Consider the following 17,393-nt stretch of genomic DNA (forward strand, 5'->3'; position numbering starts at 1 on the left):
CTTACCGGCAGCGCAGAGGGATCGCCCTCGATTCACAGCAGAGAGAGCAGGATTTCACCATGAAGCAAATGGCACTGGGGCGCAGACAGTTTTCCGTGGGCCTGGGGGCGGCTGCGCTGGGGGGCTTCCACCTGGCCCGGGCGCAGGGCGAAGGCCGCATCGTGCTGGGCCAGTCGGCGGCCTTCACCGGCCCGGCCGCCCAGTTGGGCGTGCAATTCAACCAGGGCGCCAAGCTGTTTTTCGACCAGCTCAATGCCCAGGGCGGCGTGGGCAAGCGCATGGTCGAGATCCGCACGCTGGACGACGGCTACGAGCCCGACCGCTGTGCCGAGAACACCAGAAAACTGATCGCCGACGAGGTGTTTGCGCTGTTTGGCTACATCGGCACCCCCACCAGCCTGGCGGCATTGCCGCTGTTCACCCAGGCCAAGGTGCCGTTTTTTGGCCCCTTCACGGGCGCCGAGGCGCTGCGCCAGCCGTTCAACCGGCTCATCTTCCATGTGCGTGCCTCGTACTACGACGAAACCGCGCTCATCGTGCGCCAGCTCACCAACCTGGGGCTCAAGAAGATTGCGGTGTTCTACCAGAACGATGCCTACGGCAAGGCGGGGCTGGACGGGGTGACGAAGGCCCTCACCGAACTCAAGCTCACCCCCGTGGCCACGGCCACGGTGGAGCGCAACTCGGTGGACGTGAAGGCGGCCGTGGACAAGCTCGTGCCCGCCATGCCCGATGCCATCGTGCAGATCACGGCCTATGCCTCGGCCGCTGCGTTTGTGCGTGCGGCGCGCAAGGCGGGCTTTGGCGGCACGTTCTACAACGTGTCGTTTGTGGGCACGCAGGCGCTGGCCGACGAGCTGGGCAAGGACGGCGCGGGTGTGGTGGTGTCGCAGGTCGTGCCCTCGCCCTACCAGCCTTCGCGCCAGATCACGCGCGAGTTTCTGGAGGCCATCAAGAAAGGTGGCGACAAGGTGCAGGCCAACTACTCCAGCATGGAAGGTTACGTGGCCGCCCGTGTGTTCACCGAGGGCCTGCGCCAGGCCCAGGCCAGCGGCAAGGTCACGCGCGAGAGCTTCATCACCGGCACCGAGTCCATTGGCAGCCAGGTGATCTCGGGCTTTCCGGTGTCGTTCAGCGCCACCAGCCACGCGGCGTCGAAATTTGTGGAAATGTCGATGCTGACCGGCGACGGGCGCGTGCGCACCTGACGCTCTGACGTAGGGCCAATGCGGATGGCGTGCCCCCGGCGCCGCTCCTATATTCGCGCCCACTGCGCCGCTTCCGGGGCAGACCCGGGAGGCGGCAATGCAATTCAAACACCTGGCCCTGTGGGCGCGCGCGTGGGGCGCAGCGCTGGCGTTGCTGGCGACTGCGCCCGCCGCCTGGGCCCAGGCCCCGGCGGCGCCCCTGGTGCTCGGGCAGTCGGTGGCGCTCACCGGGGCCGGGGCGGCCCTGGCCCAGCCGTTCCAGCAGGGCGCCAAGCTCTACTTTGACCGCGTGAATGCCGCAGGCGGCATCGGCGGCAGGCCCATCGAACTGGCCACGCTGGACGATGCCGGGGTGCCAGAACAGGCCGCCGCCAACACCCAGAAGCTGCTGGCGCGCAGCCCGCTGGCGCTGTTTGGCTACTACGGCTCGCCCCAGGTCACGGCCAGCTACAAGCTCATCAAGGACAGCGATGTGCTGCTGCTCGCGCCCATGGCGGGCGGCGACGAGTTCCGGGGGGCGGTGTACCCCAATGTCTTCACCCTGCGCCCTGGTTATGCCGAAGAGGCGGCGGCGGTGATGCGCCACGCGGCCACGCTGGGCGCGCGCAAGCTGGCGCTGCTGCACGCTCCGGATACCGAGTCCCTGGCAGCGCTGGAGTCGGCCGAGAACACGCTCAACGGCCTGGGTGCCAACCTGGTCTTCAAGGGCGCGATCACGGCGCACGCCCAGGCGCTGGCCGCCAAGCCTGAATCGGTGCTGGTGATTGGCGACGCGCGCGGTGCGGCAGCCGCCATCCGGGAGTTGCGCGGGCTGGGGTTCCGGGGGCCGGTCTATGGGTTCTCCAACACGGGCGAAAGCCTGTTGGCCGAGCAGCTGGGCACGGCTGGCGCGGGGGTGGTGGTGGTGCGCGGCGTGCCGCGCAGCGACAACGCGCGCCTGGCCATCGTGCGCGAGCTTCAGGCCGACGCGGCGGCGGCCAAGCTGGGCAAGCCCAACGTCTACATGCTGGAGGGCTACATCGCCGCCCAGGTTGTGACCGAAGCGCTGCGCCGCATGGGCAAGGACATCAGCCGTGCCCGCCTGCGCAAGACGCTGGAGGGCATGGAAGATCTCAACCTGGGCGGCTTTCGCGTGCACTTTGCGGGCGAGCGCGTGGCCTCGCGCCTGCTGGAGCTGGGCCTGATCGACGGCCAGGGGCGCGTGCGGGAGTAGGCAAACCCTGCCGACCCGCAGGCCCGCCCTCAGCCTCAGCCCAAGGTGCGGGTTCGTGCCAGTCCTTGCATGAACGCCTCGCAGCGCGCGAGCTGCTCCAGGCTCACATACTCGTCGGGTTGGTGGGCTTGCTGGATGCTGCCGGGGCCACACACCACGGTGGAGATGCCCGCGTTCTTGAACAGCCCCGCCTCGGTGCCAAAGGCCACCAGCGTGGTGTGCTTTTCGCCGCTCAGCTCCTGCGCCAGGCGCGTCACCGGGTCGTCCTTGCTGCCCAGAAAACTCGGAATTTCGCAGATGGTCTCGAACTCGAAGCCTGCGGCAGGCGCCACCTTCTTCATCGCAGGCTCCAGCGACTTGGCATAGGCCACCACCTCAGACTGCATCTGCGCCGCGTTGGCAGTGGGCAGGTCGCGGAACTCGTAGCGGAACTCTGCGTCGCGCGGCACCACGTTGTCGGCAATGCCGCCGTGGAACTGACCCACGCTGCTGGTCGAAAAGGGAACGTCAAAACCCTCGAAGCGGGGCTCGTTCTTTTCAAAATCTTCCGCCATGTCACGCACCCGGCCCACCACGCGGGCGGCCATCTCGATGGCGTTGACCGAATGCGGCGTGAGGGACGAATGCGCCTCCTTCCCGCGCACGCAGCACTTGTAGCGGTACACACCCTTGTGGGCGATGGCGGGGACCATGCTGGTGGGCTCGCCCACGATGCAGGCCAGGGGCTTTATGTTGGCGTCGCGCAGGTCGGCTATGAGTTCCTTGACGCCAAAGCAACCAATCTCTTCCTCGTAGCTGAACGCCAGGTGGATGGCAAAAGGCGCATCGCTGTGCAGGAACTGCTCGGCGTGCGAGACGGCAATACCGATGAAGGCCTTCATGTCGGCGCTGCCGCGCCCGTACAGGTTGCCGTCCTTGACCAGCGCGCTCAGCGGGTCCATGGTCCAGTCCTGCCCATCCCACGGCACCGTGTCGGTGTGGCCCGAGAGGATGATGCCTGCCGGCTTGCCTTCGCCCAGCGTGGCGAACAGGTTGGCCTTGGTCTTGTCCTCGTTGAAGGTGAGGCGGCTTTTCACGCCCAGCCGGGCCAGGTGGTCGCGAATGAAATGGATCAGCTCCAGGTTGGAGTGGTGGCTGACGGTGTTCATGCGCACCAGGGTTTGCGCAAGTTCGAGGGCGTGCGGGGAGAGTGTCATGTTGCAGTGCAAATAAACCCGGAGTGGCGCAAGGGACGGTCAGCGGGCTAGACTGTGAGATCGTAAGGACACATATCATGAACGTTATTGACTCCATCGTCACCCAGGCGGCCAGTATTGCAGCGGTGCGCCGGGACATTCACGCCCACCCCGAGCTGTGCTTCGAAGAGGTGCGCACGGCCGACGTGGTGGCGCAAAAGCTCACCGAATGGGGCATTCCCATCCATCGCGGCATGGGCACCACGGGCGTGGTGGGCATCGTGAAGGGGCGCGATGGGGGCGCCAACGGCCGCGCGATTGGCCTGCGCGCCGACATGGACGCACTGCCCATGCAGGAGTTCAATACCTTCACCCATGCCAGCAAACACCAGGGCAAGATGCACGCCTGCGGTCATGACGGCCATGTGGCCATGCTGCTCGCAGCCGCGCAGCACTTTGCCAAGCACCGCAACTTTGACGGCACCGTGTACCTGATCTTCCAGCCCGCCGAAGAAGGCGGCGGCGGTGCGCGCGAGATGATCAAGGACGGCCTGTTCGAGCAGTTCCCCATGGAGGCCGTGTACGGCATGCACAACTGGCCCGGCATGCCCGTGGGCCAGTTCGCCGTGAGCCCCGGCCCGGTGATGGCGTCGAGCAACGAGTTCAAGATCACCATCCGGGGCAAGGGCAGCCATGCCGCGCTGCCGCACAACGGCATCGACCCGGTGCCGATTGCCTGCCAGATGGTGCAAGCCTTCCAGACCATCATCACCCGCAACAAGAAGCCGGTGGACGCGGGCGTGATTTCGGTCACCATGATCCACGCGGGCGAGGCCACCAACGTGGTGCCCGACAGCTGCGAGCTGCAAGGCACGGTGCGCACCTTCACGCTGGAGGTGCTGGACCTGATCGAAAAGCGCATGCAGCAGATTGCCGAACACACCTGCGCCGCCCATGACGCCGTGTGCGAATTCGAATTCGTGCGCAACTACCCGCCCACCGTCAACTCGGCCCCCGAGGCCGAGTTTGCGCGTGCGGTCATGGCCAGCATCGTGGGCGAGTCCAACGTGCTGGCGCAGGAGCCCACCATGGGCGCCGAAGACTTCGCCTTCATGCTGCAGGCCAAGCCCGGCGCCTACTGCTTCATCGCCAACGGCGACGGGGCCCACCGCGAGATGGGCCATGGCGGCGGCCCCTGCACGCTGCACAACCCCAGCTACGACTTCAACGACGACCTGATCCCGCTGGGCGCGACCTACTGGGTCAAGCTGGCCGAAGCCTGGCTGGCGCAGCCCGCCAAGGCGGCCTGATACCCGTCGATACCCCGTCGATACCCATCGGTCCCCTCCACCCGGGCGCATGCAACGCGCGTGCCCGGGTGTTCCTTGTCTTTCCCCACTGACTCCTGAAAGCCCCGTCCATGATCGGAATCGTTGAAGCCTTCTCGCCCAGCTACGCCGAGGCGCGCAAGAAGTTTCTGGAGGCCGCCGCAGCCGCCGGCCTGCCCATCGAATCGCACGCCCACCCGCTCAAGGGCCGTGACGGTGAAGACCTGGCGATGGACGTGGTGCGCGACGGCCCGGCGGATGCCAAGAAGCTGCTCATCGTGAGCAGTGCCTGCCATGGCGCCGAAGGCTACTGCGGAAGCGGCGTGCAGGTGTTTGCGCTGCACGACCAGGAGTGGCGCGACAAGGCGCGTGCAGCGGGCGTGGCCACGCTTTACGTCCATGCACTCAACCCGTATGGCTTCTCGCATGTGCGCCGCTTCACGCACGAAAACGTGGACCTGAACCGCAACTTCCAGGACTTTTCAAAGCCCCTGCCCGTGAACACTGCCTACCGCGAGGTGCAGCCGCTGCTGCTGCCCGAGCAATGGCCGCCCGGCCCGGACAACCTGGCTGCTGTGCAGCAGTACATCGACACCAAGGGCGAGGCCGCGTGGCAGGCCGCCATCTCGCAGGGCCAGCACGAGTTTCCGCAAGGCATCTTCTTTGGCGGCACCGAGCCCACCTGGAGCAACCGCACACTGCGCGAGGTGCTGCGCCAGCACGGTGCAGCCGCGTCGCAGATCGCCTGGATTGATTTGCACACGGGCCTGGGCCCCAGCGGCCATGGCGAGCGCATCTACGCGGGCAATGACGACGCCGTGGCCGTGGCCCGCGCGCGCGCCTGGTGGGACGGCGGCGGCGCCACGCCGGTCACGTCGATCTACGACGGCTCCTCCACGTCGGCCTTCCTCACCGGCCTGATGTGGACCTCGATCTACGACGAATGCCCGCACGCCGAATACACCGGCATCGCCATGGAGTACGGCACCGTGCCCGTGCTCGACGTGATGAACGCCATCCGCGCCGAACAATGGCTCAACCTGCACCCCGACACGCCCGCCGACAAGGCCGCGCAGATCAAGGCGCAAATGCTGGCGGCCTTCTACACCGACACCGATGTGTGGAAGGGCCAGATCGTCAGCCAGGCACGGCAGTCGATGTTCCAGGCGGTGGACGGTTTGGCGCGCTGAAGGGCTGAAAATCCTTATAAAAATGGCCATCTCCGCGCTTCCACCAATGGTTTATAGCTCCTAAAATAATAGTAAACGTCTCCTGGGGCCGGTGGGCGCATGGGGCGGGTGGCTGTGGCGTGGCGGCTACCATCGCCCCAAAAACCAGGAGACACCATGGCCTTGGCAGCCCAGGCACCCCATGCCCCCCAGGCGGCGTCAGCTGCCCCTCTGCGGGCGCTCAGCCGCAGCCTGCTGCGGCTGTCCGAACAGGCCCAGCAGGCCCCACCGCAAGACCTGCTGCACCAGGCGCTGCAGACCCTGCGCGAACTGGTGCCTTTTGACTCGGCCTGGTGGGGCGAGGTGTCGGCGGGCGAGCCAGGCGGCGAGGCCCATGGCGGTGCCGGGCAGGGCGTGGATGCCCAAGTGGCGCAAGGGGCGCAAGGGGCGCCGCGCAACTGGCTGCACGGCAGCATCGGCCTGGCCCGGGGCTTTGCCGACGAATGGAATGCCCTGGCGGCTGTGGACGACTTTGCGCTGCAGTCCATGCGCCGCCTGGGCGAGGTGATCCGCGAGCGCGACGTTGTGGGCGTGCTGCCCGAGGACCCCCAGGTGATGGCCTTCTCCGAGCGGCACGGCCTGTACCACTGCATGGCCCTCACGGCCGAACTGCCGCACAGCGGGCTGATGTTTTTTGTCTCGGTCTACCGCCCGCAGACACGCACCGAATTCACCGACGCCGAAACCGTGCTGTTCGGCGAGTTTGTGCTGCACCTGCTGCAGCACTGGCACCACCGGCTGCAGCGCCTGCAAAATGATTCGCCCCGCCGCCCCTGGGACAGCTTTGCGCTGGCCCAGCCCACGGGGGAGCTGCTGTTTGCGGGCCTGCGCATCAGCCAGGCCTTGCGCGCGGCCCACCCGGAATGGGCGGGCACCCGCCTGCCACCGGCCGTGGTGCAGGCGCTGCCCGGCGCGCCCTGCAACCTGGCGCTGGGCAAGGCCTGCCGCCTGCGGCTAGAGCCCTGCGGCCCGCTGGTGGCGCTCAGCATCGCATCGCGCCAGCACAAGCAGGCGCTGGCCCCGCGTGAGCTGAGCGTGGCCATGCTCTACGCCCAGGGGCAATCGCACAAGGACATTGCGGCCACGCTGGGCCTCACGCCCGCCACGGTGCGCACCTACCTGCGCACCGCCTACGCAGCGCTGGGCGTGCGCAACAAGCTGGAACTGGTGGCGGCGCTGCGCAACGCGTAGGGCGGTGGCCCGCCGCTGTGCGGGCTCGGTAGTTTCCCGCTCCCTCTGCATTTGCAGAGGCCGCAGCGGCAGCTTCTTTTTCTATCGTCCGCACCGGAGTCCCAGAGACTGCGGTGCCGCCGCCGCAAGCTGGGCTCCTGAGAACAACACACCACAGGAGACTTTCCGCATGTTCCCGAACCCCACCCGCGCCGCCGTGGCGCAACCCCGTCGCACAGCACTCGCGGCACCCCTGGGCCGATGGCCCGCGCGCGCCCTGGGCGGCATGGGCGCTGCAGCCACCCTGGCGCTCACCGCCTGCGGCGGCGGCAACGATGCTCCGGCGCCCCTGGCCAGCAAGCCCCTGGCAGAAGCTTGCGCTGCCTACACGTCAACCACCTTACCCCATGGCGCCAAGCTCACGCGCACCGAGCTGCGCAAGGCCGAGGGCACGTTGCCCGACGTGTGCATCGTGCGCGGGCAGATCGTGTCCTCGCCCGACTCCACCATCAACTGGGCGGTGGAACTGCCCACGCTGGCGCAGTGGAACAGCAAGACGCTGACCATCGGCGGTGGCGGCTTCGACGGGTTTATCCCCACGGACGACCCGTGGTACCAGCAGCTGGTGGGCCCATCGGCCAATCCGTATGTGAAGATCAGCTCCGACTCCGGCCACCAGATCCAGGGTTTTGCCTGGGGCAAGAGCGATGTGGCGTTGCGCAACCATGCGTTCGACGCCAACCATTTTGTGCTGGAGGTGGGCACCGCCATCGCCACCGAGTTCTACGGCAAGCGCCCTGTGCGGCGCTACCACATGGGCCATTCCAACGGCGGGCGCTCAGGTCTGATCTCCACGCAGAAGTACCCCAAGGACTACGACGGCGTGGTGGCCATGGAGCCCGCTATCGCCCAGCAGGCGCACCAGGTCAACCTGGGCCCCACGGTGCTGCGCCACATCTTCAAGAGCCGTGAGAACTGGATGAGCCCCGCCAAGATCGCGCTCTACGCCAAGGCCGAGACGGCCGCGTGCGACGGGCTGGACGGTCTGAAGGACGGCATCATCGGCAACGTCGAGGCCTGCAACTACGTGCCCACCGAGCTGCTGTGCCAGGGCGCGGACAGCGACAGCTGCCTCACGGCCGGTCAGATCGAATCCATCCGCCTCATCTACAGCGACCACAAGACGCCCTTGACCCTGTCGCGCGGCGCGGTGGGCTATCCGCGCTTTGGCCGGGGCGGCGCGTCCACGTCCGATTGGCAGTCGTACATGTTCGGCACCAGCTTCGATGCCCCCGATTCGTTCAACCACATGGCCGTGACGGCGGCTGCGCGCCTGGTGGAGGGCAACCCCAACGCCAACATCCTGAGCCACGACCCCACGCAGTACCAGGCGCAGTACAGCCGCCTGGCCGAGATGATCGACGGCACCGACCCGGACATTGCTGCCTTTGCCGACAACGGCGGCAAGCTGTTGATCTGGTACGGCGCGGGCGACACCTGCGTGTCGATGTACCGCACGGTGGAGTACCTCGACACGGTGAAGCAGCGCCTGGGCGCCAGCAAGGTGCAGAGCTTTGCGCGCATGGTCACCTCGCCCTCCAACGGGCATGACCTGGACGGCGCGGGCACCGAGCCCCGCTCCATCGACCTGCTGGCCGCCATGGACGCCTGGGTGGAAAAAGGCACGGCGCCCGACAAGCTGGTGGCCACCAAGTTCGCACCTGGCACCACCACGCCCGTAGCCCAGCGCCCGGTGTGCGAGTACCCCAAGTTCCCGCGCTACAACGGCACGGGTGACGTGAGCAAGGCGGAGAGCTTTACCTGCTCGGCGACCTGATGGTGCAGGGGGCGGATGGCGGGCTGCGCTGCGGGTGTCCTGCGCGCAGCCCACGGTCTGGGGCTCACAGTCCCAGATCGCTCAGCCCCGCATGGTCGTCCGGCCGACGCCCGAGCGGCCAAAAGAACAGCCGGTCTGCGGCCTGGATGGGGCGGTCGTTGATGCTCGCGTGGCGCACAGCCATCAGGCCCGCATCGTTGAACTCCCAGTTCTCGTTGCCATAGCTGCGGTACCACTGGCCCGCGTCGTCATGCCATTCGTAGGCGAACCGCACAGCGATGCGGTGGCCGCTGAACGCCCAGAGCTCTTTGATGAGGCGGTAGTCCAGCTCGCGCGTCCACTTGCGCTCCAGCAGCTGCCGGGCGGCCTCGCGGCCCACGGGGAACTCGGCGCGGTTGCGCCAGCGTGTGTCTTCGGTGTAGGCCAGGGCCACGCGGGCAGGGTCGCGCGAGTTCCAGCCGTCTTCGGCCAGGCGCACTTTCTGGATGGCGGTTTGCAGGGAGAAGGGGGGAAGAGGCGGACGGGTTTCCATGGGCAGCACCTTGGGGTAGTGGGTCAAGAGGAATTGGTAGACAAGTCTGTCTACATCGCATCATAGCGAAATGTAGACAGACTTGTCTACAATGCCCACATGATTCCCCTGCCGCCTTCTGACTGGAAAGACCTGCCTGCCCGCGACCGCCTGCTGCAGACCGCACACGCGCTGTTTTACCGTGACGGTATCCGTGCAACGGGAATCGACCGCGTGATCGCCGAGTCGGGGGTCACCAAGGTCACGTTCTACCGGCATTTCCCCAGCAAGAACGATCTCATCTGCGCCTATCTTGAATACCGCCATGCAGGCTGGATCGCATGGTTTGCTGCGGCCCTGGAGCGCCATGGGGGTGCAAAGCGTGGTGGTGCGTCCGGCCTGAATGCGCTGGTGGCCACGCTGGCCGAATGGTTTGGCCGCGATGACTTCCGGGGCTGCGCTTTCATCAACAGCGTGGGCGAGCTGGGCGGCACGGTGCCGGAGGTGATGGAGATTGCACAGCGCCACAAGCATGAGATGACGGACCTTCTGGCCACCCTGCTGCCCCCTGGCGCACAGAGGGTGCGCGACGCGCAGGCCGTGACGCTGGTGGTGGAGGGCGCCATCGTGCGTGTGCAGATGGGCGAGCCTGTAAAGGCGGTGCTGGGCAGCGTGGAGCGCCTGCTGGCGGGCCTTGCCCCCTAGTGTCCCGGTGCCGCGCATCACCTCACGCGTACTGCGCCAGGCCGTGGCCGAAGGACCAGTTCTCCTTAGCCACCTCGACAATGTTGATGAACACGTCCTCGGGCCGCAGGCCTGGGCTCTCACCCAGCAGCTGCGCGGTGCGCGAAAACAGCGCCTTTTTCTGCTCCAGGCCGCGCGTGTTGTTGGCGGTGATCTGGATGAACACCACGTCGTCGCTGCGGGCCACGCCCAGGTACGTGGGGCTGTAGCGGAAGTTGGCGGCGTCGTGCTCGGTGATGGTCATGAACTGGTCGTCCTCGGGCACGTTGAAGGTCTCGCGCAAGGCGCGGTACAGCGTGTCAAAGATCGCCTGCCGGTAGGCCGCAGGCTTGCCGGCGCGCATGGCAATGTGGATGAGGGGCATCGCAAGATCCTTTCTGAACAAGATGCTGGCGAAATCCTATCCATATGAATATGCTATGGATATCTATTTCAAAAATATCAAATTTAAATGGTTGAGCGATCCCTGGATCTGGATGCCGTCGAAGCCTTTGTGCGCATTGCCGAGCTGGGCAGCTTCACGCGCGCAGCCGAAGCCATGGGCACGGCGCAGGGCGCGATGAGTCTGAAGCTCAAGCGGCTGGAGGACCGGCTGGGCTGCCGCCTCATCGAGCGCACGCCGCGCCACGTGCAGCTGTCGGCCCGGGGCGCGGCATTTCTGGAGCATGCGCGTGAACTGCTGGCCGCGCACGATCGCGCCCTTGCCACGTTCGCCCAGGCCCGCCAGCGCCTGACCATCGGCATCAGCGACCATGTGGCCGGGCCGGAGCTGCCCGCGCTGATCGCCCGCATGAACCAGCAAGACCCACAGCTGCTCATCGAGATCCGCATCGGCTCGTCGGGCGACCTGCTACAAAGCTACGACCGGCGTGAGCTGGATGCCGTGCTGGCCCGCATGCACGTGGGCCGCAGCGATGGCGAGCTGCTGGCCGAAGAGCCCTTCGGCTGGTTCGCCGCCCCCGGCTGGCAGCACCGTGCGGGCGAGCCCTTGCCCCTGGCCACGCTGGCCGAGCCCTGCGGTGTGCGGGCGATGGCGGGGCAGGCGCTGGACGCTGCGGGCATCGCCTGGGCCGAGGTGTTTGTGGGTGGAGGCGTTGCTGCCGTGGCTGCGGCCGTGATGGCCGGGCTGGGCGTGGCGGCACTGGCGCCGCGCATGCTGCCGCTGGGGGCGGTGGATGTGGGTGCCCGCCTGGGGCTGCCTGCGCTGCCGCGCCTGCCGGTGCTGCTGCACACACGCACCCAGGACAGCCGCCCGCGCGATGCGCTGACAGCGTTGTCGGCGGCCTTTCGCAGCGCGGTGCGGGGATAGCGCACAAGCCTGTACGCTTGTTGATGGACCCGGCCTTTCACTCCAGCCTGGCGCCTTGCGATGAGCCGTGCCGCGTGTCGCGGTCGTACTGCTTCTCGCGCTCCGCGTGTTCGCGCAGCAGGCGGTGGCCCAGCGTGTTGGCCTGGCGCTCCAGCGCCGCGCAGTCGGGGGCAGCAGGCAGTGCGGCAATGCCCTCGTCAATGGCCTGCGCCGCATCGCGCCCGAACTGGACATGGCCCTGTTCGTGGCGGGACAAGGCGCTCAGGTACCGGTCGAACACCGCCTGCTGGGCGGGTGTGGCGCTGTGCAGTTCGGGCAATTGCACCTGGGTGCGCAGCCGGGTGGTGACCTCGGTGATGGTGCAGCGGCCCGATGCCTCGCGCCACCAGAGAAAGGTCCAGCGCACGTTCCAGCGGGTGTAGCCGTGAAAGCGCTGGCCGTCGACGGTGATGGGTGTGGCGGCGTTCAGCGCTTGCCGCAGGGTCTCGCCGGGCTGGACGCGCACCGGGTAGGGCTGCTGGATATGTTCTTCCGTGACGGCGGCATGGGCGGCGCCCGCGCAGACCAGGGCCACCAGCACCCCGGCAAGGTCCACCAAGCGTGCCCTCAGCACCACCGATGCTCCCCGGTTCATTCGCCCCACGGCAGCATCAGCATGAGCAGCGACAGCTGGTCAAACTCGGGCGCAAACGCGTCGATGATCTGCTGCGGCTCGGGGCAGAGCGTGGTGTCGGTGATCACGCCAAACTGCACGCCGCCGCCGTAGCTGAGGATGGACACCCCCAGGCCAATGTCTCCCGACTGCGGCACCCAGAACATGCACTGGGTGACGCGTGAGCCGCACAGTGTCAGCTGCTCCTTGGGCCCGGGCACGTTGGTCATCACCGCCGTGGTCTTGCGGCCGAACAGGTTGAGCAGCGCATCCTGCGCGGGCTTGATCATCAGGCCAGCCACGGCCAGCATCGCAAACGCCAGGATGGGCTGGGTGCTGCCCTTGAGCGCGTTCATGCGCTTGCGCACCTCGTACACGCGCTCGACGGGGTTGGCCACGCCAATCGGCAGCACCAGCGGCACCAGGCCAAAGCGGTTGCCCAGCTTCCATGCCTCTTCCATGGGGCGCAGATTGACCGGGATCATCGCGCGGATCTCCTGCCCCGTGGGGTCGTCGCCCTGGCTGCGCAGGTAGCCACCGATGGCGCCCGCCACGCACGACAGCAGCACGTCGTTGATGGAGCAGTTGAGCGCTTTGCCGATGGCCTTGACTTCTTCCAGCGGGATGGGCGGGCACCAGGCCACACGTTTGGCGCTGCCAGGCTGGCCCTTCAGGCGCGTGGGTGAGTCGTCGGGCATCAGCGCCAGGGCAGCGGCATCGCTCACCAACTGGTAGGCCACGCGTGCCATGTCCATGGTGCCAGCCAGCCCATGGTGCATGGTCTTCTCGGGGTCGCTCAGCATCTTGAACGACTTGGCTGCGCCGTCACCGGCCAGATCCAGCGCCTTCACCGTCATGTCGGTAAAGGGCTTGATGAGCGCGTCCGCAATCCAGTCCTCGGCCGTGGCGGCCTGCTCGCGCTCTTTGCGGGTGCGCTTGGGCGGTTCGGCGCCGCCGTCCACGATGGACATGGTCACCGAGATCAGCGCAATGCCGTCCGCAATGCAGTGGTGGATGCGCACGATGAGCGCGCTGCCGGGCTGTCCGTCGTCACCCACAAAATCTTCGATCAGGTGCATTTGCCACAGCGGCCGCCGGGTATCGAGCGGCTGCATGGCGAGTTCGCCCACACGGTCCTGTAGCGCGCGCTGCATGCTGTGGCCTTTTTGGTGGGGCAGCTTCTCGCGCAGCACATGCGCGGCGATGTCGAAGTTGCGGTCCTCCACCCAGGTGGCGCCCGCCGCGTCTTCCACCACACGCTGGCGAAAGCGCGGGTACTGCAGCAGGCGCTGCTGAACGCGGTCGCACAGGGCGTCCCAGGTGATGCCGGGCGACAGGGTCCATACCCCGTTGATCATCATCAGGTTGCTGTGCGAATCCATGCGCAGCCAGGCGGTGTCTACCTTGGTCATGCGTTCGCCAGACAGGCCCAGCATGCCAGTGGCTGCGCGGCGCACGTTCTTCTGTACCACGGTGGCAGCTTTTCGGGCGGCTGGGGGCAGTGCCTGTGCTGCCTTGCGCGCCACCTCGGGGGCCTGGTTGCGCATCGTGCGCAGGGGGCTGGAGCCTTTGCCCGGAGTGGCTTTGCGGGGGGCTGGAATGCGGGTCACCATCGGATGTACACCTGTTGTTTGATTTTTGGGGACTTGCCTCTATGGATTGAGCGGTCCCAGACTGTGCTCAGCCCGTAAGATACAACGCAGCAAACCCTTGCCGACACCGTTCTTTCCCTCCCCCCAAAGATCTCAAGGAGCACACCGACATGGCCGACCTCAACGCCACCTTCGAAGCCGCCGTGGCCAATTCCAAGAACCTGAGCGAGCGTCCCGACAACGCCACGCTGCTCAAGATCTACGCGCTGTACAAGCAAGCCACCGCTGGCGACAACACCGAGAAGAAGCCCAGCTTCTCCGACATGGTGGGCCGTGCCAAGTGGGACGCCTGGGAAAAGCTCAAGGGCACGGGTGCCGACGAGGCCAAGCAACAGTATGTGGACCTGATCACCTCGCTGAGCTGATACGGCGGTACTCCAAAGAAAAAGGCGACTTCGGTCGCCTTTTTCTTTGGGGGCAAAGGTGCCTAACGCTGGACCCACCCCTTGGGCAGTCCCGCTTCCGGCGTCATGCCGTAGACCGGCTCTCCTGGCAGCCCCGCCTGCAGCGGCGCGCGTGCGGCCATCAGGCGCTCCAGGTCTACCCCCGTGGCAATGCCCATGGCTTCGAACATGAACACCAGGTCTTCCGTCACCACGTTGCCCGACGCGCCCGGCGCATAGGGGCAGCCGCCCAGGCCACCCAGTGACGCATCAAACGTGCGCACCCCCACGTCGTAGGCCGCCAGGCAATTGGCCAGGCCCAGGCCCCGGGTGTTGTGCATGTGGGCCGCACCGGCCTTGGCGCCCAGCTCGGCGCGCAGGCGCGTGAACAGGCGGCGCACCTGGGCCGGGTTGGCCATACCGGTGGTGTCCGACAGGCCCACCTCGTCGGCCCCGGCCTCAGCGCACAGGCTCGCGAGCCAGATCACGTCGTCCTCGGGCACCTCGCCCTGCAGGGTGCAACCAAAGGCGGTGGACAACCCCACCTCCACCAGCATGCCTGGGGCCTGCGCGTCGCGCAGGTGGGCCACGGCGCGCACTTCCTCGACCATGGCCTCGCGCGTCTTGCGCACATTGGCCAGCGAATGGGCGGCGCTGGCCGACACCGGCAGCGTGACCTTGTGCACACCTGCCGCGAGGGCCGCCTCGGCGCCGCGCAGGTTGGGGGCCAGCGCCATCACAGTGATGCCAGGGTGGGTCAGCGCGTGGCGCACCACCTCGGCCACATCGGCCATCTGGGGCAGCAGGCGGGCAGGCACGAACGAGCCCACTTCAATCTCGCGCAGCCCGGCGGCCACCAGGGCGTCGATCCAGCGCAGCTTGTCGGCCGTGGGCATGGTGGCTTTGACGGACTGCAGGCCATCGCGCGGGCCGACTTCGCTGATGAGGACTTGGGGTTGCGTCATGGTGCGGAATGTTGTCGGACGTGCGTGGAATGTGCCGGATGCGGGAGGATAGCGCCCCCATGCCCCCATGCCCCCATGGCGCTGGGGCCGACGATTGTGCAAAGTGGCAATTTGTTCTGCCATACCGGCAAACCACTCCACAACATGCGGCAGTTTGGGCAATTCCCATTGCTGCGTTGCTCCGGGACACTGCTTGTATCCCACCTGGAGACAAGCACCATGCCTTCCAAGAACCACTTTTCCACCCTCTACCTCAGTGCGCCCGATGTCGTCGAGTTGGTGCAGCGCAAAGGCGTCGAGGCCTTCCTGCGCGGCATTGCCGACTACATCCAGTCCGACTTTCTGCGCTGGGGCGCGTTCGACAAATCCGCACGTGTGGCCAGCCATTCGCGCGATGGCGTGATCGAACTCATGCCGATTGCCGACGACCAGACCTATGCGTTCAAGTATGTCAACGGCCATCCCAAGAACACGCGCTGGGGCCTGCCGACGGTGATGGCGTTTGGCGTGCTGGCCGATGTAGCCACCGGCGCGCCGTTGCTGCTGAGCGAACTCACCCTCACCACCGCCCTGCGCACCGCCGCCATGTCGGCCGTGGCCGCCCGCGCCCTGGCGCGGCCTGGCAGCCGCACCATGGCGCTGATCGGTAACGGCGCCCAAAGCGAGTTCCAGGCGCTGGCCTTCCACCACCTGCTGGGCGTCACCACGCTGCGGCTGTTTGACACGGACCCGGCCGCCACTGCCAAGCTGCAGGCCAACCTGCAAGGCACGGGCCTGCGCACCGTGGTCTGCACCAGCACGGCCGAGGCCGTGCGCGGTGCCGACATCGTCACCACGGTGACGGCTGACAAGACCAACGCCACCATCCTCACGCCCGACATGCTGGTGCCCGGCATGCACATCAACGCTGTGGGCGGCGACTGCCCCGGCAAGACCGAGCTGCACGCCGACGTGCTGCGCCAGGCCCAGGTGTTTGTGGAATACACCCCGCAGACACGCATCGAAGGCGACATCCAGCAGTTGCCTGCCGACTTTGTGGTGACCGAGCTGTGGGAAGTGCTGGCAGGTCAGCACACCGGCCGGGCCAGCGATGCGGCGGTGACGGTGTTCGACTCCGTGGGTTTTGCGCTGGAGGACTTTTCTGCACTGCGATTCTTGCGCGATGCGGCCACCGAGCTGGGCATGGGCCAACCCATCGAACTCATCCCGGAGCTGTCAGACCCCAAGAACCTGTTTGGGCTGCTGCGCACGCACAACCCCCTGCTGCGCGCTGCCGCCTGACGTCCGTCCGGTCACGCCCTCTCAGTCTCGCCACACCACACTGCTGGCCGGATCGGCGCGTGTGGTGCGGAAATGGTTGGCCGCGTGAGCAGGGTCTGCCATGCCCAACGAGATGCCGCAGACGATGCTGCGGTCCTCGCCAATGCCCAGTACCTCGCGCAGCACGCCGGGGTAGGACGCGAGCGCCGCCTGCGCGATGGAGCCCACGCCCAGGCTGTGCGCAGCCAGCATGAAGTTGCTCACATACGCACCGCAGTCCACTGCGCCATAGACGCCCAGCGCCTCGTCGCTGGTGACGATGGCCACATGGGGCGCGCCGAACATCGTGAAGTTCTGCGCCGCCTGCTGCGCTGAGGCCTCGCGGTCGCCCTTGGCAATGCCCAGGGCTTCGTACAGGCCCCAGCCACATTCGCGCCGCCGCTCCTGGTACACGCCCCGGTATTCGCGTGGCCAGGGCAGGTCGGGCGCAGGGGCTGCGGTGGCCATGTGCGACTGCAGCGCGCTGCGCAGGCGATCCAGCGTGGCGCCGCTGGCAATGGTGAGCTGCCAGGGCTGCGCGTTGCACCACGAGGCCGTGCGTTGCGCGGTGGCCAGGATGGCTTCGATGGTGGCGCGCGGCAGCGGCTCGGGCAAAAAAGCGCGGCAACTATAGCGGGTGTGGAGCAGCGTGGAGAGGGTGTCAAACGCCGGGCTGTGGGCGGCAGTGTCCGTGGCGGTGGATGTCATGGTGACGGCC

17 protein-coding genes are annotated in these 17,393 nt (G+C 67.0%); 10 read left to right on the top strand and 7 right to left on the bottom strand.

Annotated elements, in window-relative coordinates:
- Positions 1 to 59 precede the first annotated feature (59 nt).
- Positions 60 to 1,208 carry an ABC transporter substrate-binding protein gene (locus EXV95_RS19360; protein ID WP_176888089.1) on the top strand — a complete coding sequence of 383 codons (1,149 nt, stop codon included), beginning with the start codon at positions 60 to 62 and terminating at the stop codon, positions 1,206 to 1,208.
- A 97-nt stretch (positions 1,209 to 1,305) separates the two neighbouring features.
- Positions 1,306 to 2,421 carry an ABC transporter substrate-binding protein gene (locus tag EXV95_RS19365; protein ID WP_176888090.1) on the top strand — a complete coding sequence of 372 codons (1,116 nt, stop codon included), beginning with the start codon at positions 1,306 to 1,308 and terminating at the stop codon, positions 2,419 to 2,421.
- Positions 2,422 to 2,456: 35 nt separating this feature from the next.
- On the opposite strand, the gene argE is transcribed toward EXV95_RS19365, so the two are convergent.
- On the bottom strand, positions 2,457 to 3,617 hold the full coding sequence (gene argE, locus EXV95_RS19370) for an acetylornithine deacetylase (protein WP_176888091.1): 1,161 nt from the start codon (positions 3,615 to 3,617) through the stop codon (positions 2,457 to 2,459).
- A 77-nt stretch (positions 3,618 to 3,694) separates the two neighbouring features.
- Between argE and EXV95_RS19375 the strand changes: the two genes are divergently transcribed.
- From EXV95_RS19375 to EXV95_RS19390, 4 genes are all read left to right on the top strand, one after another.
- A complete protein-coding gene (locus EXV95_RS19375; RefSeq protein ID WP_176888092.1) occupies positions 3,695 to 4,906 on the top strand; it encodes a M20 aminoacylase family protein in 1,212 nt (403 codons plus the stop codon).
- Between the two features lie 110 nt (positions 4,907 to 5,016).
- Positions 5,017 to 6,114 (top strand): M14 family metallopeptidase, encoded by a 1,098-nt coding sequence (locus EXV95_RS19380; RefSeq protein WP_176888093.1) that lies wholly within the window; start codon positions 5,017 to 5,019, stop codon positions 6,112 to 6,114.
- A 156-nt stretch (positions 6,115 to 6,270) separates the two neighbouring features.
- Positions 6,271 to 7,344, top strand: a complete 1,074-nt coding sequence (locus EXV95_RS25085; RefSeq protein WP_176888094.1) for a helix-turn-helix transcriptional regulator — start codon at positions 6,271 to 6,273, stop codon at positions 7,342 to 7,344.
- A gap of 169 nt (positions 7,345 to 7,513) precedes the next feature.
- Positions 7,514 to 9,160, top strand: coding sequence for a tannase/feruloyl esterase family alpha/beta hydrolase (locus tag EXV95_RS19390; RefSeq protein ID WP_176888095.1), 1,647 nt, complete (start codon positions 7,514 to 7,516; stop codon positions 9,158 to 9,160).
- A 64-nt stretch (positions 9,161 to 9,224) separates the two neighbouring features.
- On the opposite strand, the gene EXV95_RS19395 is transcribed toward EXV95_RS19390, so the two are convergent.
- Entirely contained in the window at positions 9,225 to 9,692 is a 468-nt protein-coding gene (locus EXV95_RS19395; RefSeq protein ID WP_176889115.1) for a nuclear transport factor 2 family protein, read from the bottom strand.
- A 99-nt stretch (positions 9,693 to 9,791) separates the two neighbouring features.
- Between EXV95_RS19395 and EXV95_RS19400 the strand changes: the two genes are divergently transcribed.
- On the top strand, positions 9,792 to 10,376 hold the full coding sequence (locus EXV95_RS19400) for a TetR/AcrR family transcriptional regulator (protein WP_176888096.1): 585 nt from the start codon (positions 9,792 to 9,794) through the stop codon (positions 10,374 to 10,376).
- 22 nt (positions 10,377 to 10,398) lie between these two features.
- On the opposite strand, the gene EXV95_RS19405 is transcribed toward EXV95_RS19400, so the two are convergent.
- A complete protein-coding gene (locus EXV95_RS19405; RefSeq protein WP_055396973.1) occupies positions 10,399 to 10,779 on the bottom strand; it encodes a tautomerase family protein in 381 nt (126 codons plus the stop codon).
- A gap of 87 nt (positions 10,780 to 10,866) precedes the next feature.
- Here EXV95_RS19405 and EXV95_RS19410 point away from each other — a divergent pair, with 87 nt between their 5' ends.
- Positions 10,867 to 11,724 (top strand): LysR substrate-binding domain-containing protein, encoded by an 858-nt coding sequence (locus EXV95_RS19410; protein ID WP_176888097.1) that lies wholly within the window; start codon positions 10,867 to 10,869, stop codon positions 11,722 to 11,724.
- Between the two features lie 37 nt (positions 11,725 to 11,761).
- On the opposite strand, the gene EXV95_RS19415 is transcribed toward EXV95_RS19410, so the two are convergent.
- Positions 11,762 to 12,358 carry a DUF922 domain-containing Zn-dependent protease gene (locus EXV95_RS19415; RefSeq protein WP_176888098.1) on the bottom strand — a complete coding sequence of 199 codons (597 nt, stop codon included), beginning with the start codon at positions 12,356 to 12,358 and terminating at the stop codon, positions 11,762 to 11,764.
- Positions 12,355 to 13,989, bottom strand: coding sequence for a wax ester/triacylglycerol synthase family O-acyltransferase (locus tag EXV95_RS19420; RefSeq protein WP_176888099.1), 1,635 nt, complete (start codon positions 13,987 to 13,989; stop codon positions 12,355 to 12,357). The genes EXV95_RS19415 and EXV95_RS19420 overlap by 4 nt, the downstream gene beginning before the upstream one ends.
- 149 nt (positions 13,990 to 14,138) lie before the next feature.
- Between EXV95_RS19420 and EXV95_RS19425 the strand changes: the two genes are divergently transcribed.
- Complete coding sequence (locus tag EXV95_RS19425; RefSeq protein ID WP_055397012.1) at positions 14,139 to 14,393, top strand: acyl-CoA-binding protein; 255 nt, start codon at positions 14,139 to 14,141, stop codon at positions 14,391 to 14,393.
- A 62-nt stretch (positions 14,394 to 14,455) separates the two neighbouring features.
- Here EXV95_RS19425 and EXV95_RS19430 read toward each other — a convergent pair whose 3' ends face one another.
- Positions 14,456 to 15,376, bottom strand: coding sequence for a hydroxymethylglutaryl-CoA lyase (locus EXV95_RS19430; protein ID WP_121507749.1), 921 nt, complete (start codon positions 15,374 to 15,376; stop codon positions 14,456 to 14,458).
- 219 nt (positions 15,377 to 15,595) lie between these two features.
- Here EXV95_RS19430 and EXV95_RS19435 point away from each other — a divergent pair, with 219 nt between their 5' ends.
- Positions 15,596 to 16,657, top strand: a complete 1,062-nt coding sequence (locus EXV95_RS19435) for an ornithine cyclodeaminase (RefSeq protein WP_176888100.1) — start codon at positions 15,596 to 15,598, stop codon at positions 16,655 to 16,657.
- Between the two features lie 21 nt (positions 16,658 to 16,678).
- Here EXV95_RS19435 and EXV95_RS19440 read toward each other — a convergent pair whose 3' ends face one another.
- The gene (locus EXV95_RS19440; RefSeq protein WP_176888101.1) at positions 16,679 to 17,383 is read right to left on the bottom strand and encodes a nitroreductase; all 705 of its coding nucleotides are present in this window, start codon (positions 17,381 to 17,383) and stop codon (positions 16,679 to 16,681) included.
- Positions 17,384 to 17,393 lie beyond the last annotated feature (10 nt).

The sequence above is a fragment of the Acidovorax sp. JMULE5 genome (genome assembly GCF_013376875.1).
GTDB lineage: Bacteria > Pseudomonadota > Gammaproteobacteria > Burkholderiales > Burkholderiaceae_C > Acidovorax > Acidovorax facilis.

Excerpts from the sequence above, each read along its gene's own strand:
- EXV95_RS19360 (WP_176888089.1), top strand. The coding sequence starts at position 60 with ATGAAGCAAATGGCACTGGGGCGCAGACAGTTTTCCGTGGGCCTGGGG.
- EXV95_RS19365 (WP_176888090.1), top strand. The coding sequence starts at position 1,306 with ATGCAATTCAAACACCTGGCCCTGTGGGCGCGCGCGTGGGGCGCAGCG.
- argE (WP_176888091.1), bottom strand. The coding sequence starts at position 3,617 with ATGACACTCTCCCCGCACGCCCTCGAACTTGCGCAAACCCTGGTGCGC.
- EXV95_RS19375 (WP_176888092.1), top strand. The coding sequence starts at position 3,695 with ATGAACGTTATTGACTCCATCGTCACCCAGGCGGCCAGTATTGCAGCG.
- EXV95_RS19380 (WP_176888093.1), top strand. The coding sequence starts at position 5,017 with ATGATCGGAATCGTTGAAGCCTTCTCGCCCAGCTACGCCGAGGCGCGC.
- EXV95_RS25085 (WP_176888094.1), top strand. The coding sequence starts at position 6,271 with ATGGCCTTGGCAGCCCAGGCACCCCATGCCCCCCAGGCGGCGTCAGCT.
- EXV95_RS19390 (WP_176888095.1), top strand. The coding sequence starts at position 7,514 with ATGTTCCCGAACCCCACCCGCGCCGCCGTGGCGCAACCCCGTCGCACA.
- EXV95_RS19395 (WP_176889115.1), bottom strand. The coding sequence starts at position 9,692 with ATGGAAACCCGTCCGCCTCTTCCCCCCTTCTCCCTGCAAACCGCCATC.
- EXV95_RS19400 (WP_176888096.1), top strand. The coding sequence starts at position 9,792 with ATGATTCCCCTGCCGCCTTCTGACTGGAAAGACCTGCCTGCCCGCGAC.
- EXV95_RS19405 (WP_055396973.1), bottom strand. The coding sequence starts at position 10,779 with ATGCCCCTCATCCACATTGCCATGCGCGCCGGCAAGCCTGCGGCCTAC.
- EXV95_RS19410 (WP_176888097.1), top strand. The coding sequence starts at position 10,867 with ATGGTTGAGCGATCCCTGGATCTGGATGCCGTCGAAGCCTTTGTGCGC.
- EXV95_RS19415 (WP_176888098.1), bottom strand. The coding sequence starts at position 12,358 with ATGAACCGGGGAGCATCGGTGGTGCTGAGGGCACGCTTGGTGGACCTT.
- EXV95_RS19420 (WP_176888099.1), bottom strand. The coding sequence starts at position 13,989 with ATGGTGACCCGCATTCCAGCCCCCCGCAAAGCCACTCCGGGCAAAGGC.
- EXV95_RS19425 (WP_055397012.1), top strand. The coding sequence starts at position 14,139 with ATGGCCGACCTCAACGCCACCTTCGAAGCCGCCGTGGCCAATTCCAAG.
- EXV95_RS19430 (WP_121507749.1), bottom strand. The coding sequence starts at position 15,376 with ATGACGCAACCCCAAGTCCTCATCAGCGAAGTCGGCCCGCGCGATGGC.
- EXV95_RS19435 (WP_176888100.1), top strand. The coding sequence starts at position 15,596 with ATGCCTTCCAAGAACCACTTTTCCACCCTCTACCTCAGTGCGCCCGAT.
- EXV95_RS19440 (WP_176888101.1), bottom strand. The coding sequence starts at position 17,383 with ATGACATCCACCGCCACGGACACTGCCGCCCACAGCCCGGCGTTTGAC.